Below are 16,445 nucleotides of genomic sequence, written 5' to 3'. Positions count from 1 at the left end.
ATTTTTTTCTTTGAATCCGCTTATACTAAAGGTACATCAAAGGAGGAATTATCCATGAAATTTGAGATTGTCGGAAAAAATGTCAGCATCACGGAAGCAATGAGGCAGAAGATCGAAAAGAAATTGTCCTTTCTGGACAAATACCTGTTGATCGATCCTGAAACAAGAGCCCGTGTTGTTGTCCGCACTTATCCTCTCACACAGAAAATTGAAGTCACGATCCCTACCAAAGTCGGGATCTTGAGAACAGAAGTCGAACATGAAGATTTATATGCGGCGATCGATTTGGCGATTGATAAGCTGGAAGATCAGGTTCGTCGTCAGAAGACCCGCCTGTCCCGCAGGCATCGTGAAAAGCTGGCGCTGAGCTTTGTCGAACAGGACAATGGAAAGCTGGATCAGGGCGATATTGCGGTCAGAACCAAGACGGTCAAGGCGCAGCGTATGGATCTGGAAGAAGCGATTATGCGGATGGAAATGCTCGGTCATTCCTTCTTTATCTATACTGATGAAGAAACCGACAGCATCGCCGTTGTTTATAAGCGCAACAGCGGAGGTTATGGTCTGCTGGAAACGGAAGACGAAGAATAGATTACAGGGAACGGTGAGCACCGTTCCTTTTTTCAGCTTTCGCTATGGGTCTTAAGTGAATAAACTGTCACTTTCTATTCAAGCTGTCCGTCATTTCAAATCTTGATTTTCAGGGTATACTAAAATTTCAGAATTATGTTTATAGAAGGGATTTGAGAACTATGGGAATGGTCATTGGAATCACCATAATCGGCCTGCCGCTTTCCTGCCTGATCGCCGGTTTTCTGACGCGCGGCATTCGTCAGCGCAAGGATTTGACAAAGGTGCGCAAAGGATTGATCTGGGCAGGGGCATCCTATGCTCTTCTGGTATTCTTTGCGACGGTAGGACTGGATCTTATTTTATTCGGGCCCTCTGCCTTTCATCCGCCAGTGCATTTGATCAACGTCGTTCCCTTTGTCTGGATTCAGGAAACGTATCAGATGGGGGTTGCCCGGATGATCGAACAATTATTGCTGAACATCGCAATGTTTGTTCCGCTCGGATTTCTGGCGCCGGTCTGTTTTCCGAAGTTCCGCAAGTGGCGTGTCTGTCTGATTTGGCTTATGGGGTATTCTTTGACGATTGAAATCCTGCAGTATTTTATCGGCCGGTCTGCCGATATCGACGATCTGATCATGAATACGCTGGGCGGAATTTTGGGCTGGCTGATCTTTTGCGTGGTACAGCGCACGCGGGCAGGGAAAAATTGCTGAAGGAGACTGGAGGATGGAATTGGAATGGCGGCCGCATCAATCGCAGATCGTCCAGTCAGGGCTGTGCATTACACGCAGCGAGGCGGCATGAATCGGATGGATTTGCCGACCGCCGCTGCTTTCAGGAGGAAGAACAAGTGCTGAACAATTCGTCAATCGGCATAAAAGCGAAATGAACTTTCACAGACGGGGCGTGCAAAACGACAAAAACTGCCTGCTGCTTTTTCTATCATAGAACGTAGAGAAAGGAGAAAAGCGTGAACAGTTATGTGGAAGTAACCGTGATTCTGGGAACGATCCTGAACGGCTCAGTCTGGCTGACCTCGGCGTGGCTGTGCCGGCGTCCGGTCCGCCTGAGAAGAATTCTGATATTGTGCCCGCTGGCGCCGCTGGCTGCCTGTCTGTGCTGGTTTGACGGCGCGGTCTGGCTCTGCGCCCTGAGCGAGCTGATCAGCGTTCTGATCGTTTTCTCATTTGGAATGCAGGCGGCGGCTTTTGCCTGGGGCATGCGGTTTCTGATCGAATTCGGATTAATGAAGCTGTGGCAAGGATCGCTTGTGCATTTCCAGCTGTTTTTGCCTGCTTCGTGCTGGCAATGGACGATTGCGGCCGGGATGCTGCTGGCGTGGGATTTTATCCTTCAGCGTAAACTGGGCCGGGGGTTAGCGGAAACCGCGTTTTTGTATCCGGTGACGCTGCAGGCGGGAGCGTGTGAACTGGCGCTCTCCGGTTATCTGGATTCGGGCAACAGCGCCGTCATCGAAGGCCGCCCGCTGATTTTCTGCACCCGCGAAGTCAAGGGGCAGCTCAACTGGGATCCAGCTCGCCCGCTGCCGGTGGAAACCGTTGCGGGTGTCCGGGATGTGGCGGCGATCAGCGCTTCGCTGCAGATTCAGGGCGGATGTGCCCAGCCGGTCTGGCTGGCATCCAGCGAAGCGCTGGATGGCTGCGGTTACGATACATTGCTGAACGTCACGCTGTTTACAGGTTACAGATAGAATGAAACGTTGGTTATTCAAATTAAAGGCTTTTCTGTTCGGAAAACGAAGTCGTCAGGTTCACTTTATTCAAGGTAACGACGTTCTGCCGCATCCGCTTGCCCGCGATGAGGAGGAAGCCGCGCTGATCGCACTGGAAAATGGCGATCAACAGGCCCGCGATACGCTGATCGAGCACAATCTGCGTCTGGTCGTCTACATCGCCAAGCGTTATGAAACCAATCCGATTTTCATGGAGGATCTGATCAGTATCGGGACGATCGGTCTGATCAAAGCCGTCAACACGTTTAAGCGGGATAAAAATATCAAGCTGGTTACCTATGCCTCGCGCTGCATTGAAAATGAAATTTTGATGTTTTTGCGCAAGAAAAGCCGGCGGAAAACCGAGATCTCATTCGACGAGCCGCTCAACGTCGATTACGATGGCAACGAACTGCTGCTCTCCGATATTTTGGGAACGGAAGGCGATATCGTTGCGGAAAGCTTCTATGCCGAGGAAGACAAGCGCCAGCTGTTAAAAGCCATGAGCAAGTTAAAAGAAAACGAGCGGATGATCCTGGAAATGCGTTATGGCATCAACCATGAGGAACTGACGCAGAAGGACATTGCCGATCAGTTGGGAATCTCGCAGTCATATATCTCAAGGTTAGAAAAACGAATTATCCAAAAGCTTCGAAATCAGTTGATCAAGCAGGAATAAAGCGCGGATAAACCTTGACAGAGACTAAATGAAAAGGCTACAATGAACACGACGGGGGTGGCATCATGAATCGTGTTCGCGAGACAGTTAATGGTTTGCTGGTTGAAGTATTTAACCATATTTTATTTATTGAAGAACAGTATATGAAGCATCAGGGTGTCACGCTTTCCATGACGGAAGTTCATATTCTGGAGAATGTGGAAAAGAGCGAAACCAAGACACTGGGCGATGTCGCGCGGCTGCAGATGGTCACGCCGGGCACGCTGAGCGTTGCGGTGAATTCGCTGGTGCGCAAAGGGTATATCATGAAATGCAAGGATCTGCAGGACAAGCGCGTCGTGCGGCTGCTTTTGTCGGCCAAGGCGAACGAGGTGCTGCGGATTCATCATCGGTTCCATGAGGAAATGGTCGACAGCTGCATCGTCGATCTGGATCTGGAAAAAGAGGAAGTCATGATTGAAAGTCTGGAGAAGATTCTGAATTACTTCCGCCAGGAACTGGAAAAAAACGAGAAGCCAAAACGTCGTCCAACTGCGGGAAAAAAAGGAAAACCGAAAGATCCGGCGTAAATTTGTTCAGCTTCAGAAATGTCTGATTGATCACAGGAGATCTGCTGCAAAGCGGGTCTTTTCTTTTTGTTGACAATCATTGCCTCCCTGTTACAATGAAATCATCAAGAGTGAGGGAAGCGAGGAAGAGAGGCATGACATTACCTATCATCACCGTCAGCCGTCAATATGGATCGGCAGGACGGGACGTTGCGCGCAAGGTGGCGGAGGCGCTGGAAATTCCATATTATGACAAAGAGGTCATTTCGATGACCGCGGCGCAGACGGGATTTTCAGAGGAAGTCGTCAGAAATGAAGAAAGAAAGCGTTCCGTGCTGAGCAATCCATTGTTCAGTTTAACGCAGATGATTGACGTTCAGGTGTTTATGACGCAGTCCGAAATCATCCAGCAGCTGGCGGTGCAGCCGTGCGTGATCGTCGGCCGGTGCGCAGATTATGTTTTACGGGACAAGGAGATTCTGAGCGTTTTTATCAATGCGCCGCTGCCGGACCGGATCGAGCGAGTCAAGACGTTTTATAACCGCAAGGAACGCGATATCCGAGCGCTGGTGCTGCGGACGGATAAGGAGCGCAAGGCTTATTATGAGTATTACACGGATAAAAACTGGGGCGACAGCGGGTCCTACGATCTGATGATCAACAGTTCGATCGGTCTGGATCTGGCCAAAGATCTGATTGTGCTCGCCGCTCAAAACTGGCATGGCTCGCAAACAAAATAATATCGTTTAAAATGCCGGAGGCATGGAATTCCTGCTTGTAAACAGGGAGCCAGCTTCCGGTTTTTACCTCGCTTTTTTTGCGTTGGAAAAAGATGACATCAGCCCGGAAATCGCAGTTGTCCTCCAGACAGTCATGGGTGAATCATCGAAATGGCATCTCTTTGAATAGTCTGATTCGAGCCGCGATCTCGGTGGCGAAAGAAACTTTATTTTCTTGAAAAAGTTCCAGAGATCTTTTCGCCGGGATTTTTCTTCGCTGCCGGACTTTCATGAAATTTGTTCAGATGATCATAATAACCCTCATTCTTCTCTCTGTGTTTTCATCAGCCTGAAATTTCGGTTTCTAGAGATTCGGCAGGAGGATTGCTTTGAACTCCGCCAGGCTGGACGTATTTTTTACCCGGCTGAGAATTTCCGGGTTCTCAAACAGGGACAAAATCGATTCATTGATCGTCAGAAGAATCTGCTTGTCATACTTGTTGATCGCAATCAGAAGCATGACGTTGACAAGATTGCTTCCCCAGGTTATTCCGCCGCGGCTGACCGCCACGCCGATCTTGGTCTGATAGGCGTCCATGTGCACCGAATGGGGAATCGCAATGCTGCCGAAGGCTGTGGATGACGCGTTTTCCCGCTTTTTGACAAACGATTTGAACGAAGCGGAAACATAGCCGAGTGCCTCCATTTTATCGCAGACCTGTTGGATGACGTCTTCCCGGCTTCCATTTTCGGTCACAAAGAACAGCTCCGGATGGAAGTAATGATCGAAATGATTAAAAATCAGCTCTTTCTTTTTCGCCTGCTGGATTTCATAAATCTTCTCCCGAATCTCATTTTTCTGTTTATCAAGCTGAAACGGCAGAATCAACAGCGAAGGATAGTTATAATTCCGCTCATCCTGAATCATCGTGATCAACAGATCAAACGTTTGTCTTTCCAGTTCTTCATAGCTGGAAACAACGGCGTCAATCGTGATCTCATCGGCGTAGTCCTGCATCAACTGATCATAGATCTTCGTTTCCAGGCCCAGATAATCGGAACACAACAGGACACATTTCAGCTTATCGTACGAGGAATTCTGGCGGTCGATTTCCGTGCCGACATGCAGGAAGATAAAGGCGACCTCATCCTCCGCGATCGCAACCTGGTAAATCTCCGATAGCCGCAGCGCGATGAAAATAGCGATGTCATAGATGATCGGACAGTCCTGCTTGATTTTCTCCGACAGCGGGTTGCGGTTATATTTTCCTAAGGAAGCCCGCGTGATCAGCGCTTTGATATGCAGGCCGAACGGGATGATAAAGCTCTCATGCTTCAGGTCGATCGAATACAGCTGCGAAACCTCCGCCATGATTTTCACGATCACGTCCAGCACATCTTCGCCGATTACTTCCCGCAGTTTGTCATAATTGGAATCGACCAGATAATTGATATTCGTCTTAAAAAAGATATAAATCTCATTTTTTTCACAGGCGTTCAGCGTGATACTGAAATCCTGCTCAATCCGGTCGGAAAGTTGTCTGACCAACGCCAGCTCGTCCGGATTTTTCGTCATGATCTCGCGGATTTCCGATAAAGAATTGCCGGTTTTCACCCGCTCGATCAGAATCGCAAAATGCAGAAGCAGATTGGTATAGGAGAAGTTATTGAGATTGTACGTCCCCTGCTTGAAAAAGTCGTTGAGAATCTGCGAGATCTTTTCGATTTCCGCGGGACTGAACGACTGCTTCAACGTGTCCAGATCCAGAATCCGACTGTGCGTTTCCTGCCGGATGATGCTTGAAAGCAGGGTGCGCTTGTCTTTCTCTGAGCCTTGAATCTGAATCAGATCGTTCTGCGTCGAAAAGTGCACGTGAAAGCTCTGATACAGCGTGTTCATTTTCGCCAGGTCGCTTTTCAGCGTCGAATAGCTGATAAACAATTCGTCGCACAGATCAAAGGTATTGAGCGGCCGGTGTTCGATCAGAATTTTCTTAATGATATAGACGGAACGCTCCGCATAGCTCATCGCGAAGGTCTGCGGTTCATCCAGAAATGACAGATCGCTAGTTTTTAACGCAGTGTATCCCTTGTTGGAGGAAAGCACAACCTTCTGATGCGCAAGCGCGTTGATCTCCTTGACGTACATTTTAACGGTCCTGACGGAGACGTTTAAGACGTCGGCCAGCTCGGCGGCCGTGCAGGGGACGTTCTGTTCCCATAAATAAAGAATCAGATTTTTCTTTTTGTTGATCGTCACACTCTCACCGGCCTTTTTCCTATGATCTTATTATAAAGGTAAAGATATTCTTGTTCAATTCATTCCCCTTCACCGCAGGGTGCAGAGGTCCTGGCCTGAGCTGTCGGACATGCACCTCAGCGGGCAAAGGACTGGTTGAGGGGAAAGGACAGACAAATTATAATGAATTTGCGAGTGAGGGAAGGAGAAAAAAATATGGAACCCATTCAAGTCTTATTGTGCTGCGGCGCCGGCTTGTCCAGCGGCTTTCTGGCTCAGGGCGCGCGTAAGGTCGCCAAGAAAAAAGGCCTTAACGTAAAAATTGAAGCCAAGAGCGAAACCGAGGCGGTTTTGTATCTGCCGAAGATCAACGTCCTGCTGCTGGCCCCGCACTATGAAAACTTCAAGGCTAAATTCACGGAATTGGCTAAGCCCTACAACGTTGCGGTCGGCGTCATTCCGCAGAAGGTCTACGGCAGTCTGGATGGCGAAAAGCTGATCGAGCTGGCGATAAAGCTGCATCAAAGCCGCCAGGAAAACCATTGATTTCACCAGGGGAGGAAAGATTATGAAACGTTTTATGAACTGGCTGACCAATTCCTTTACGCCAACGATGAACAAGTTCTCACAGAAACCAGTCGTCGCCGCCTTATCCAGTTCGATGCAGAAGATCATCCCGTTTATTCTGACCGGATCCTGCATCCATCTGTATAATGTTCTGCGCTCGACCATTCCGGCGCTGCCGAACTTCATCCGCATCATCAACTTCTCCTTCGGCATGCTGGGGCTGCTGACCGCCTTCATGGTCGCCAACCAGATGATGGAGAAGCTCGGCCATACCCAATATACGATCAATGCCGGATTAACCGCGATTTCCGTGTTCATCATGTTTATCAAGCCGGTCATCGACGCCAACGGCATGTTTAGCGTTGAGTTCAACCGCTTCGGTCCAACCGGCATCATCGTCGGCATCGCGGCCGGCTACATGGTGTCGATTCTGTTTCACCTGGTCGGCAGACTCAATCCGCTGGGCGATTCCAGCCTGCCGGATTTTGTGATCGGCTGGGTTCAGAATATCATTCCGATCATCACCTCGATCGGCCTGACCGTCTTCTTAACCTTCTATCTGAATATTGATCTGTTCGCATTGGTGCTGCTGGCCTTCTCGCCGATTCAGAACTTCGGTCAGACGCTGCCGGGCTTCGTCCTGCTGATCTTCTTAATGACGTTCTTCTATACGCTGGGCATTTCGCACTGGCTGTGGAACGGTGTGAAAACGCCGATCTTCATGGCCGGCATCGCCGCTAACATTGCCGCGGTGGAAGCCGGGCTGGCGCCGATGAACATCGCAACCAACGAAGCGGTGTTTACGGCCGGTCTGATCACGATGGGCGGCATGGGCGCAACGCTGACGCTGAATCTGTTGATGTGCTTCTCAAAATCCAAGAGTCTGAAAACGGTTGGCCGGCTGACAATTCTGCCTTCGATCTTCAATATTAACGAGCCGATCATGTACAGTGCCCCGATCGTCATGAACCCGCTGCTGATGGTGCCGATGTGGATCAATTCGATCACCGGGCCGCTGGTCGTGTGGTTTACGATGCGCAGCGGGTTATTGAATATCCCGTCCAAAATGATTCAGGTCGGTCAGATTCCTGCGCCGCTTTCAAGCGTGATGATCACCGAGGATCTGCGGGCGATTCTGGTCTACGTCGTATTATTCCTGATCTATCTGGCAACCTGGTATCCGTTCTTTAAGGTCTATGAGAAACAGCGGATTGCCGAGGAACAGAGTGAAGCGCTCAACGGTTAAATCTGCGGAACTGACCGGCAATCCCTTCATCCGGAAGGCTGATATAACTTCAAGCTCCGACTATTTTCATAAAGAAAGGATCGACATGATGACATATTCAAACGAGGAACCGCTGGAACCGACGGAGGTTTCAGAAATTGACTTAAATCAGGTGGCGATGCAGATCATCCTGCATTCGGGCAGCGCGAAAACCCTGGCGGACGAAGCGTTTCAGCTGGCCAAAGAAAAGAAATTCAAAGAAGCCTACGCAAAAATGGAACAGGCGGAAACCGAAGGCATCCTGAAAGCGCACCAGGCTCAGACGCTGGTGATTCAGGAGGAAGCCCGCGGTCTGGCGCACGTGCCGTCGCTGTTGTTTACTCACGCCCAGGATCATTTGATGACGACGATGTGCGAGGTCAGCCAGATCAAGCGGCTGATCGAGCTGTACGAACTGATCGTTGGTCCGCAGTAATTCAAAACAGGAGGAAACCCGATGGAAAAAGAGAAATATAAGTTTCCACAGGACTTTCTGTGGGGCGGCGCAACGGCGGCCTGTCAGATCGAGGGGGCTTACGATGTAGACGGACGCGGTCTGTCCACATCGGACATCCATCAATACAACGATCAGCTGGACCGGATCCGCTACCGGAAGAAGCTGGTGGAAAACGAACATACCAGCGCGACCCTGGCGGCGGCTGTTGCCGATCAGGAAGGGTACTATCCGAAGCGTTATGGGAACGGCTTCTATTACCGCTATAAGGAAGACATTGCGCTGATGAAGGAAATGGGCATGAACAGCTTCCGGTTTTCGATCGCATGGCCGCGGATTTTTCCCCGCGGGGATGAGCGGGAGCCGAATGAAAAGGGCCTGCAATTTTACGACCGGGTGATCCGCGAGGTGATCGACGCCGGCATGGAACCGATCGTCACGATGTTTCATTACGATATCCCGCTGCCGCTGTTGACAGAATACGGCGGTTTCAAGAATCCGCAGCTGATCGAATTCATGGTCCGCTACGCCAAGGTGCTGTTAGACCGCTACGGTCATCTTGTCAAATACTGGATTCCGTTTAACCAGACGAACTTGGTTCAGTATTGTTCGTTTAAGTCGCTGGGGATTCTGCGGGATAAAACTGAGAATCTGATTGAGGATCAGTATATCGCGATTCATCATCAGTTCCTGTGCAATGCTCAGATTAAAGCGTATGCGAAGAAGATCAATCCCGAAATTCAAATCGGCATCATGCTGGCGGACTGCACCTACTATCCGGCGACCTGCCGGCCGGAGGACATTGTGTTTGCAATGAAGCGGGTCCGGATGCAGTATTTCTATGCCGATGTGCCGCTGCGCGGGGAGTATCCGGGCTTCATGCTGAGATACTTTAAAGAGAACGACATTCACGTGGATATCACGGAAGCGGATAAGGCGCTTTTAAAGGAAAATACGCTCGATTTCCTGGCGTTCTCGTATTATTATTCGCGCACACTCGATTCGCAGAAGAACACGATGGACCCGGCTTCGATCAGCGAGAATCCCTACTTAAAGGCGAACGCCTGGGGCTGGACGATCGATCCGCTTGGCATGTACAACGCGATCAGCCAGTATTGGGACCGGTATCAGAAACCGATCATGATCGCAGAGAACGGCTTCGGCTATGAGGATGTTTTTGTCGATGGGACGGTGCACGACGATTACCGCATCGACTATCTGCGTCAGCATATTCAGGCGGTCGGCGAAGCGCTGCAGGATGGGGTGAAGGTCTTGGCCTATCTGCCGTGGGGACCGATCGATCTGGTCAGCTCCGGAACGGCGGAGATGAGCAAGCGCTATGGCTTTGTTTACGTCGATCTGGACGATCACGGAAAAGGCACGGGCAACCGGTTTAAAAAGGATTCCTTTGCCTGGTATCAGAAGGTGATTGCCAGCCGGGGATCGGAGCTGTGATAATTTTCAGATAAAAGAAGGCCTTTTGTTGACAAAAGAAGGAAAGGAAACCGAGATTGGCGGCGTGAGGCTGCCCAGCAGAAACAACTTGCGGGAAGACCGCAGGGTCTTTCCTTTTTCAAGCTGACAGTCAATGAATTTGAAAAGAAACAGAACTGCGGGATGAAAGAAATCGGATTAAGAAAAATCCGAAATAAACGGCCGAATGAAAGAATAAAGAATCGGGGGATAAATTTTCCTGATTTTCATTTGAATCTGACAGACAGATGTCAACTTTCATATTGTATGATAAACTTACTAATAGAAAGCGTTCCCTGAGCTTTAGGGCAGGAACGGATGAGGAAATACGATGAGCCGGCCAACAACGAAACAAGACTTGATTCTCGCTGCGGATACCAATTATGAAAAGCTGCTGAACCTGATCGATACCATGACGGAAACTGAATTGAATACGCCGTTCCATTTTGAGCATGACGAAAAGAAAAAGGAAGCGCACTGGAAACGGGATCAGAACTTGAAAGATGTATTGATTCACCTCTATGAATGGCATCAGCTGCTCTTAAACTGGGTTGACGCAAATCAAAAAGGCGAGGCCAGGCCGTTTATCCCTGAACCCTATAACTGGAAAACCTACGGCGTGATGAATGTCGGCTTCTGGAAAAAACATCAGGCAACGACGCTGGAACAGGCCAGGAAACAGTTGGATCAGTCGCATAAGGCCGTCATGGCGCTGGCCGAAACCTTCACCAACGAGCAACTGTTTGCCAAAGGCATCTATGCCTGGGTCGGCGGCAGCACGCTGGGATCCTATTTCATCAGCTGTACGTCCAGCCATTACGACTGGGCGATGAAGAAGCTGAAAGCCCATATCAAAAACTGCAAGGCTTGATTTTTCCTTGCGGAATGCAACTTTGCCGGCTTTGACTTCGACTGTGATACAATAGAACACAGAAGGAAGGCGAAAGCATGAAAGTGATTTATCATGTCGATGCGATGGAGGCCTGGGCGATGGCGCTGGGCAATGTCCGCAACATGCTGGACTGGCTGCAGCACAATCAAAAGGATTATGAAATTGAGGTGCTGGCCAACGGCCCGGCCGTTCGGGGATATCTGCCAGGGATTCTGTCTGATTCGCTCTATGTCATCATGGCGCAGGCTAAAGCGGAAGGCGTTGTCTTTGCGGCCTGTCATATCGCTCTGCGGGCTCAGGCGCTGGACCCAAAGGATTTGATAGAAAAGACGCTGGTGGTTCCCGCCGGGGTTATTGAGCTAGCTCAAAAGCAGCAGGCCGGTTTTGCCTATATCAAGCCATAGCGCCATCGTCCGCTGGGAAAAACGGAAGAAAGAACGGATCGCGGAACTTCGCGATCTTTTTCTGTTGGCGGACGGCGAATCGCTTAGAAGGAATGATCCGGCGATCATACGATGGGATAGGAAATCATGGATTTCTAAAGGAGGATCTCATTATGATGAATCATCTGCACAACGCGCAGTTTCGTCCCGGTCCTGACGATTCCCTGTTATATTTCACGCATGAGGGAAATGTCCGCTGGCAGGACCCGGCAACTCAGGGCTATCATGCGTGCGTGATGTCGCATACCCGACGCAACCGAAACACACAGCTGAACTATGCGCTGCCGATCTGGGTCAAAGACCGCAGCGAGCTGCATTTGAGCGCCTGGATGCGGGCGAACCGCAGGGTGCCGGTTCAGATCAGGCTGCGGTATCAGAAACAGAACGGAGAGTTGGTGAAGGAAGAACAAATTTCCCTGATCGCCGGCCCGGATTGGCAATGGAAATATCACAGCCGCCCTATCCCGGCGGGGGCGGAACAGCTTCGTTTGTCGCTGCATCTGGCGTCTGCCGCGACGCTGCAGCTGCGCGGCCCGCGGGTCTTTTTCTGGTGGTAACGCCTTTTTTGGGATGAATATGATATAATCCTGATGATACTCAGGAGGCAATCATGATCGAAGAAATCAATCCGCATCACTTTTACAATCAATACGAACCCCGGACGCCCCGGGCAACCGACCGAATTTTGACGTTTCAGAACGATCAGGCTGCGATGATCCGGCGGCCAGCCGGGCTGGACTTTCCCCAGTTTGCGGAACTGCCGTTTTCAGCAGCGGCGGCGCAGTCGTTGGTTTATCTGTTCAGAATTGATGAAGAGGCCTATTTTTTAAATGAAGCTGCGTTAGAGCTGCCTTCTCTGGAGTGGATCCCTGCAGCCCGATTCCGTGAGCTGAAGCCGAATTCACTGGCAATGGCCGGGATTACCGCGCTTCAGCTGCAGCGCTGGCGGAAAAGCCGGCGCTTTTGCGGTGTCTGCGGCTACGCGTTATGCGATAGTCAGCGGGAACGGGCCCGCGTTTGTCCGCATTGCGGCCATGTCGAATATCCGCAGATCTCGCCCTGTGTGATCACGGCGGTGATCGACCGCAGCCAGAACCGGCTGCTTGTCGTGCAGGGCCATTCGACAGGGCGGCGGATGGCCCTGGTTGCCGGCTACGTTGAAATCGGCGAAACGCTGGAACAGGCGGTAGTGCGGGAAGTCGCGGAGGAAGTCGGATTGCGAGTGAAGAACCTGCGCTATTATGGTTCACAACCCTGGGCGTTTTCCTCGACGCAGATGATGGCGTTTACCGCTGAATTGGACGGCAGTCCGCAGCTTACGCTGCAGGCGGAGGAAATTGCCGCTGCCCGCTGGATGAAACCGGAAGAAATTCTGGAAAATCCGGATCCGTTAAGTCTTGGTCATCAGATGATCGAAACTTTTCGTCAGGGACGATTATAGACGCTGACACTGGCGGCCGGACAGTTTACGATGTCCCGCTTGATCGCCAGGGGAAATTGATCCGGAAAAGAAGAACGACCGCAAATGAAAACAGGGACTTAACCCTGTTTTCATTATCTCGATTATGCCACCTGAATTAAGAAAAGCATACTCCTGCCGGGCACGAAAGCAAAACAGAATGGAAGCGTTGCTTCCGCCTGGCTACCAATCCGTCCGCACATCGTCCAGCCCGGATCGGCCGTTCTTACCGCATCCCGCCGGATTCGGCGTTTTCCATCAAACGGAGCTTTTGCTCGACTTCATTCTCAAGCATCGGCTTGCCAAAATAATACCCCTGGATCGTATCGACGTTCATCGGATATAAGATCTGGAATTCGGCTTCCGTTTCCACCCCTTCGGCGCAAACCTCAATGTTGACTTTGTGGCAGATTGCCACGATGAACTGAATAAACGATTCATCGAAATTGCTGGCGTCGACGCCGTGCACGAAGGCCCGGTCTATCTTCACGATATCCGCCGGCATCTTCTTCAGCATTTCCAGACTGGAATATCCGGTACCGAAATCATCCATCGCAATCCGAATTCCCAGATCATGAATTCGCTGGAACAGATGTTCTAAGGCATGAGCGCGCGAGGCGATCACCGATTCCGTCATTTCAACAATGATCCGGTGCGGATCGACCTGCGTTGCGGCGAGTGTCTCTTGCATATAATCAATGAAATCGGGTTCCGTCAACTGCAGGTAGGATAAATTGATGCTCATGGTCAGCGCCGGTTCCCGATTGGACCATTGTGCACATTTTTCACAAGCCTGCCGGAAAATCCATCGGCCGACTGGAACGATCATGCCGCTTTCTTCCAATAACGGGATGAATTCGTCAGGCGGAACATAGCCATACGGCGCCTTCTGCCAGCGGGCCAGCGCCTCAAAGCCAATCCACTGGCCGGTTGTGACGCTGACCTGCGGTTGATACATGAGAAAGAATCCGGCATATTCCTGCGCTATGGATTCGCGCATCTTTTCAATGATGCCCAGGGAGCGGATTTTGCGCGCCAGGATCTGCCGGGTGAAAAATTCCAGCCGGTTTTTTCCATTAAGCTTGGCCTGCTCCAGCGCGTAGCCGGCCGCTTTGACCAGCTCTAAAAAAACTTTGGCGTCCTGTGGATAAACCGCGCAGCCGGCTGAAAGGGTGCAATAGTAGCGCTGGCCTTCGTAGATCATCTGCTGATCAAAGGCAGTTTGCAGTTTTTTATAGATTTTGCGGATTTCTTCAGTCTGACAACCGCTGATCAAAATGCCGAACTCGTCGCCGTCCAGCCGGTAAACTTCGGCGTTTTCCGGAAGCAGGCTCATGATCCGCTGAGCGCTGATGCGCAGGACTTCGTCGCCGAAGCTGCGGTCGTATAAATCGTTGACGTGCCTGAAATCATCCAATCCCAGCTGCATGATCGCTAAGGGCGTATCCGGGCGCCGGCTTAACAGCCGCTGCGCTTCCTCCCGGTAGACCATTTTATTGAACAGACCGGTAATCCGATCAGTTTTGTTTTTCCGGCTCAGGTTGAAGATCAACCCGGCAAACAGCACGGGATTTCCATTATCATCAAAGATGACCTTGCCGCGGCAGCGGACCCATACCCATTCCCCGCGCTGGTTCAGGGCGCGGTATTCGACATTATGCGAGGTGGCGCGGCCGTCCAGAATGATCTGGTTGGCTTCCAAGAATGCCGCTTTGTCGTCGGGATGCACCTTTTCACCCCACACCGCCGCGGCGTTGCGTACAATCTGACCGGGCAGGCCGAATTCTTCAACCATCGCCTGGGGATAACGAAACACATCGTCGTGCATGTTGTTGATAAAGATATAATCGTCGGTGCTTTCCACCAGCGCATCATATAAATAAGCGGAATCGTAGCGGAATGAAACTTCCCCATGATAATCGGCAAGCTGCATCTGCGCTTTTTCCGATTCCTTGAGTTGGATGTGAAGCAGCCGCTTCTGCGTATACATCGCGTCGTCAACCTGTGAGAGCAGCGTGCTGCAGGATAGCTGGGTGCCGGCATTGACCGGAATCAATCCAAAGCAGAAGCTGCAGCGGTAGGCTTTCTTTTCCGTTTCTCCCCATTGACGCAGCCGCTGCTGAGCCTGATTCAGTAAGGCGGATCCGATATCCGTCGTCTGATTGACGAAAGCGAGGATAAACTCATCGCCGCTCAGCCGGAAAAACAAATCCTCCTGGGGAAGCAGGGACGCGATCGTCCGGCTGATCTGGCAGATTAAAAGATCGCCTTCCAAATGGCCGAATTGATCGTTCACCATTTTAAGCTGGTCGATATCCAGCATCGCCGCCGTCATGCTGAGCTCGCCTTGTCCGACCTGTTCAAGCAGTTCTTCCAGCTTGCGCAGACCAGCCCGCCGGTTGGGAATCAGTGTCAAGGCGTCGGTATCGGCGTCCAATCGCAGACGGTGGGATTCCGTGACGTCGATCGCATGCTGAAAATGGACAAGCCGTCCGTCGATCCAGGGGATCAGACTATCATGATTGCAATAGATGCGCTGGTTTAGCGTGTTTATCTGATCCCCCTGTTTCTGCGGCAGGGCTGTCTTTGACTGAGAAAGCAGATCCGGCAGAGGACAAAAGCGGCAGGGGCCATTCATTTCACGCTGAAGGATTTTCCAGCACGGCTGACCTTCGGGAGAATCCAGCTGAAAAGCTGCTTTCATCGCCCGATTCATAAATAGAATTTCATACGTCTTGGCATCCGCGATCCATAAGTGCGTGGGAATCTGATCCAGGATCTGATGAAAAACGCGGATTTCATGATGCCGGCTTTGAAGCTGCCCGAAGGCGTTGGCATGAGCGCAGGCGAGAAAGCGCAGCGGATCAATCCAGGCGCAGTCAGCGGCTGACCAGGGCTGCGTGCGGCAAAGCTTGAGCAGCGTCGGCGGCGTCTGTGACAATTTCAGCCAGATCGTTTTACCGCCGGGAAGCAGCGTTAAATCGGATAAGGTATTCCAGGCGTTATCGGGCGTGATTTCGTCCGGCCAGGATTTTCTGTCTGCCCCTGCCCAACAGCACGTCCAGACGGAATCTGAACGGCAAAACAGCGTGATTTCATCAGGAACCAGCGGTTTGAGCATCCGCTGGAGCGCCGCAAGTTTTGCGGGCGCATCCTGAGCGTGCAGAAACGTGATCCAATCGTTCCAATCCACGCTAAGAATGGAGGCGGGTAAACGGTGTTCATCATTGAAAGAGGATGTTGTCATGAGCAAGCCCTCCGGTCATCAATACGACTGGTTTCATTATAGCAAATTTCCCTGAAAAAGGGGAATTCCTAACAATTCACGCTTCCTTATTTGTGCTTATTTCAGCGTATTTCTTTTATCGGACAATAAAAAAACAGCGGAAATTCCGCTGCTTTG

16 protein-coding genes are annotated in these 16,445 nt (G+C 51.0%); 14 read left to right on the top strand and 2 right to left on the bottom strand.

All coding sequences use genetic code 11. From position 1 onward, the window contains the following. The first annotated feature begins 54 nt into the window (after nt 1-54). The 6 genes from hpf to I2D94_RS02115 all read left to right on the top strand — a co-directional run bounded on the left by hpf (nt 55) and on the right by I2D94_RS02115 (nt 4,272). Nucleotides 55-591: a ribosome hibernation-promoting factor, HPF/YfiA family gene (gene hpf / locus I2D94_RS02140; protein WP_072684922.1), complete on the top strand. Its 537-nt coding sequence runs from the start codon at nt 55-57 to the stop codon at nt 589-591. 161 nt (nt 592-752) lie between these two features. Next, a complete protein-coding gene (locus tag I2D94_RS02135; protein WP_195395454.1) occupies nt 753-1,286 on the top strand; it encodes a VanZ family protein in 534 nt (177 codons plus the stop codon). Nucleotides 1,287-1,543: 257 nt separating this feature from the next. Then, complete coding sequence (locus I2D94_RS02130) at nt 1,544-2,284, top strand: sigma-E processing peptidase SpoIIGA (protein ID WP_195395453.1); 741 nt, start codon at nt 1,544-1,546, stop codon at nt 2,282-2,284. Nucleotide 2,285: 1 nt separating this feature from the next. Continuing rightward, the gene (gene sigK / locus I2D94_RS02125; RefSeq protein WP_072684925.1) at nt 2,286-2,984 is read left to right on the top strand and encodes an RNA polymerase sporulation sigma factor SigK; all 699 of its coding nucleotides are present in this window, start codon (nt 2,286-2,288) and stop codon (nt 2,982-2,984) included. A 65-nt stretch (nt 2,985-3,049) separates the two neighbouring features. Further along, on the top strand, nt 3,050-3,553 hold the full coding sequence (locus I2D94_RS02120) for a MarR family winged helix-turn-helix transcriptional regulator (protein WP_195395452.1): 504 nt from the start codon (nt 3,050-3,052) through the stop codon (nt 3,551-3,553). 134 nt (nt 3,554-3,687) lie between these two features. Continuing rightward, nucleotides 3,688-4,272, top strand: a complete 585-nt coding sequence (locus I2D94_RS02115) for an AAA family ATPase (RefSeq protein ID WP_195395451.1) — start codon at nt 3,688-3,690, stop codon at nt 4,270-4,272. Between the two features lie 343 nt (nt 4,273-4,615). Here the strand turns inward: I2D94_RS02115 and I2D94_RS02110 are convergent, their stop codons facing one another. Next, the gene (locus tag I2D94_RS02110; protein ID WP_195395450.1) at nt 4,616-6,511 is read right to left on the bottom strand and encodes a PRD domain-containing protein; all 1,896 of its coding nucleotides are present in this window, start codon (nt 6,509-6,511) and stop codon (nt 4,616-4,618) included. A gap of 195 nt (nt 6,512-6,706) precedes the next feature. Here I2D94_RS02110 and I2D94_RS02105 point away from each other — a divergent pair, with 195 nt between their 5' ends. From I2D94_RS02105 to nudC, 8 genes are all read left to right on the top strand, one after another. Continuing rightward, on the top strand, nt 6,707-7,036 hold the full coding sequence (locus tag I2D94_RS02105; protein WP_195395449.1) for a PTS sugar transporter subunit IIB: 330 nt from the start codon (nt 6,707-6,709) through the stop codon (nt 7,034-7,036). Between the two features lie 22 nt (nt 7,037-7,058). Next, on the top strand, nt 7,059-8,303 hold the full coding sequence (locus I2D94_RS02100; protein ID WP_195395448.1) for a PTS sugar transporter subunit IIC: 1,245 nt from the start codon (nt 7,059-7,061) through the stop codon (nt 8,301-8,303). 85 nt (nt 8,304-8,388) lie between these two features. After that, nucleotides 8,389-8,757: a PTS lactose/cellobiose transporter subunit IIA gene (locus I2D94_RS02095; RefSeq protein WP_229056718.1), complete on the top strand. Its 369-nt coding sequence runs from the start codon at nt 8,389-8,391 to the stop codon at nt 8,755-8,757. 21 nt (nt 8,758-8,778) lie between these two features. Further along, nucleotides 8,779-10,230, top strand: coding sequence for a glycoside hydrolase family 1 protein (locus tag I2D94_RS02090; RefSeq protein ID WP_195395447.1), 1,452 nt, complete (start codon nt 8,779-8,781; stop codon nt 10,228-10,230). 349 nt (nt 10,231-10,579) lie between these two features. Next, entirely contained in the window at nt 10,580-11,119 is a 540-nt protein-coding gene (locus I2D94_RS02085) for a ClbS/DfsB family four-helix bundle protein (protein WP_072684932.1), read from the top strand. 77 nt (nt 11,120-11,196) lie between these two features. Continuing rightward, the gene (locus tag I2D94_RS02080; protein WP_195395446.1) at nt 11,197-11,544 is read left to right on the top strand and encodes a DsrE family protein; all 348 of its coding nucleotides are present in this window, start codon (nt 11,197-11,199) and stop codon (nt 11,542-11,544) included. A 152-nt stretch (nt 11,545-11,696) separates the two neighbouring features. Continuing rightward, complete coding sequence (locus tag I2D94_RS02075) at nt 11,697-12,140, top strand: hypothetical protein (RefSeq protein ID WP_195395445.1); 444 nt, start codon at nt 11,697-11,699, stop codon at nt 12,138-12,140. A gap of 53 nt (nt 12,141-12,193) precedes the next feature. After that, nucleotides 12,194-13,024, top strand: a complete 831-nt coding sequence (gene nudC, locus I2D94_RS02070; protein WP_195395444.1) for an NAD(+) diphosphatase — start codon at nt 12,194-12,196, stop codon at nt 13,022-13,024. Nucleotides 13,025-13,268: 244 nt separating this feature from the next. Here nudC and I2D94_RS02065 read toward each other — a convergent pair whose 3' ends face one another. Then, nucleotides 13,269-16,289 carry an EAL domain-containing protein gene (locus I2D94_RS02065; RefSeq protein ID WP_195395443.1) on the bottom strand — a complete coding sequence of 1,007 codons (3,021 nt, stop codon included), beginning with the start codon at nt 16,287-16,289 and terminating at the stop codon, nt 13,269-13,271. Nucleotides 16,290-16,445 lie beyond the last annotated feature (156 nt).

Source organism: Holdemania sp. 1001302B_160321_E10 (genome assembly GCF_015552275.1).
Lineage (GTDB): Bacteria > Bacillota_I > Bacilli_A > Erysipelotrichales > Erysipelotrichaceae > Holdemania.
This window is presented reverse-complemented; position numbering and strand designations above follow the sequence as displayed.

Coding starts and splice junctions, on each gene's coding strand:
- I2D94_RS02080 (WP_195395446.1), top strand. CDS start 11,197: ATGAAAGTGATTTATCATGTCGATGCGATGGAGGCCTGGGCGATGGCG.
- hpf (WP_072684922.1), top strand. CDS start 55: ATGAAATTTGAGATTGTCGGAAAAAATGTCAGCATCACGGAAGCAATG.
- I2D94_RS02100 (WP_195395448.1), top strand. CDS start 7,059: ATGAAACGTTTTATGAACTGGCTGACCAATTCCTTTACGCCAACGATG.
- I2D94_RS02105 (WP_195395449.1), top strand. CDS start 6,707: ATGGAACCCATTCAAGTCTTATTGTGCTGCGGCGCCGGCTTGTCCAGC.
- I2D94_RS02065 (WP_195395443.1), bottom strand. CDS start 16,289: ATGACAACATCCTCTTTCAATGATGAACACCGTTTACCCGCCTCCATT.
- I2D94_RS02085 (WP_072684932.1), top strand. CDS start 10,580: ATGAGCCGGCCAACAACGAAACAAGACTTGATTCTCGCTGCGGATACC.
- I2D94_RS02135 (WP_195395454.1), top strand. CDS start 753: ATGGGAATGGTCATTGGAATCACCATAATCGGCCTGCCGCTTTCCTGC.
- I2D94_RS02090 (WP_195395447.1), top strand. CDS start 8,779: ATGGAAAAAGAGAAATATAAGTTTCCACAGGACTTTCTGTGGGGCGGC.
- I2D94_RS02115 (WP_195395451.1), top strand. CDS start 3,688: ATGACATTACCTATCATCACCGTCAGCCGTCAATATGGATCGGCAGGA.
- sigK (WP_072684925.1), top strand. CDS start 2,286: ATGAAACGTTGGTTATTCAAATTAAAGGCTTTTCTGTTCGGAAAACGA.
- nudC (WP_195395444.1), top strand. CDS start 12,194: ATGATCGAAGAAATCAATCCGCATCACTTTTACAATCAATACGAACCC.
- I2D94_RS02095 (WP_229056718.1), top strand. CDS start 8,389: ATGATGACATATTCAAACGAGGAACCGCTGGAACCGACGGAGGTTTCA.
- I2D94_RS02120 (WP_195395452.1), top strand. CDS start 3,050: ATGAATCGTGTTCGCGAGACAGTTAATGGTTTGCTGGTTGAAGTATTT.
- I2D94_RS02075 (WP_195395445.1), top strand. CDS start 11,697: ATGATGAATCATCTGCACAACGCGCAGTTTCGTCCCGGTCCTGACGAT.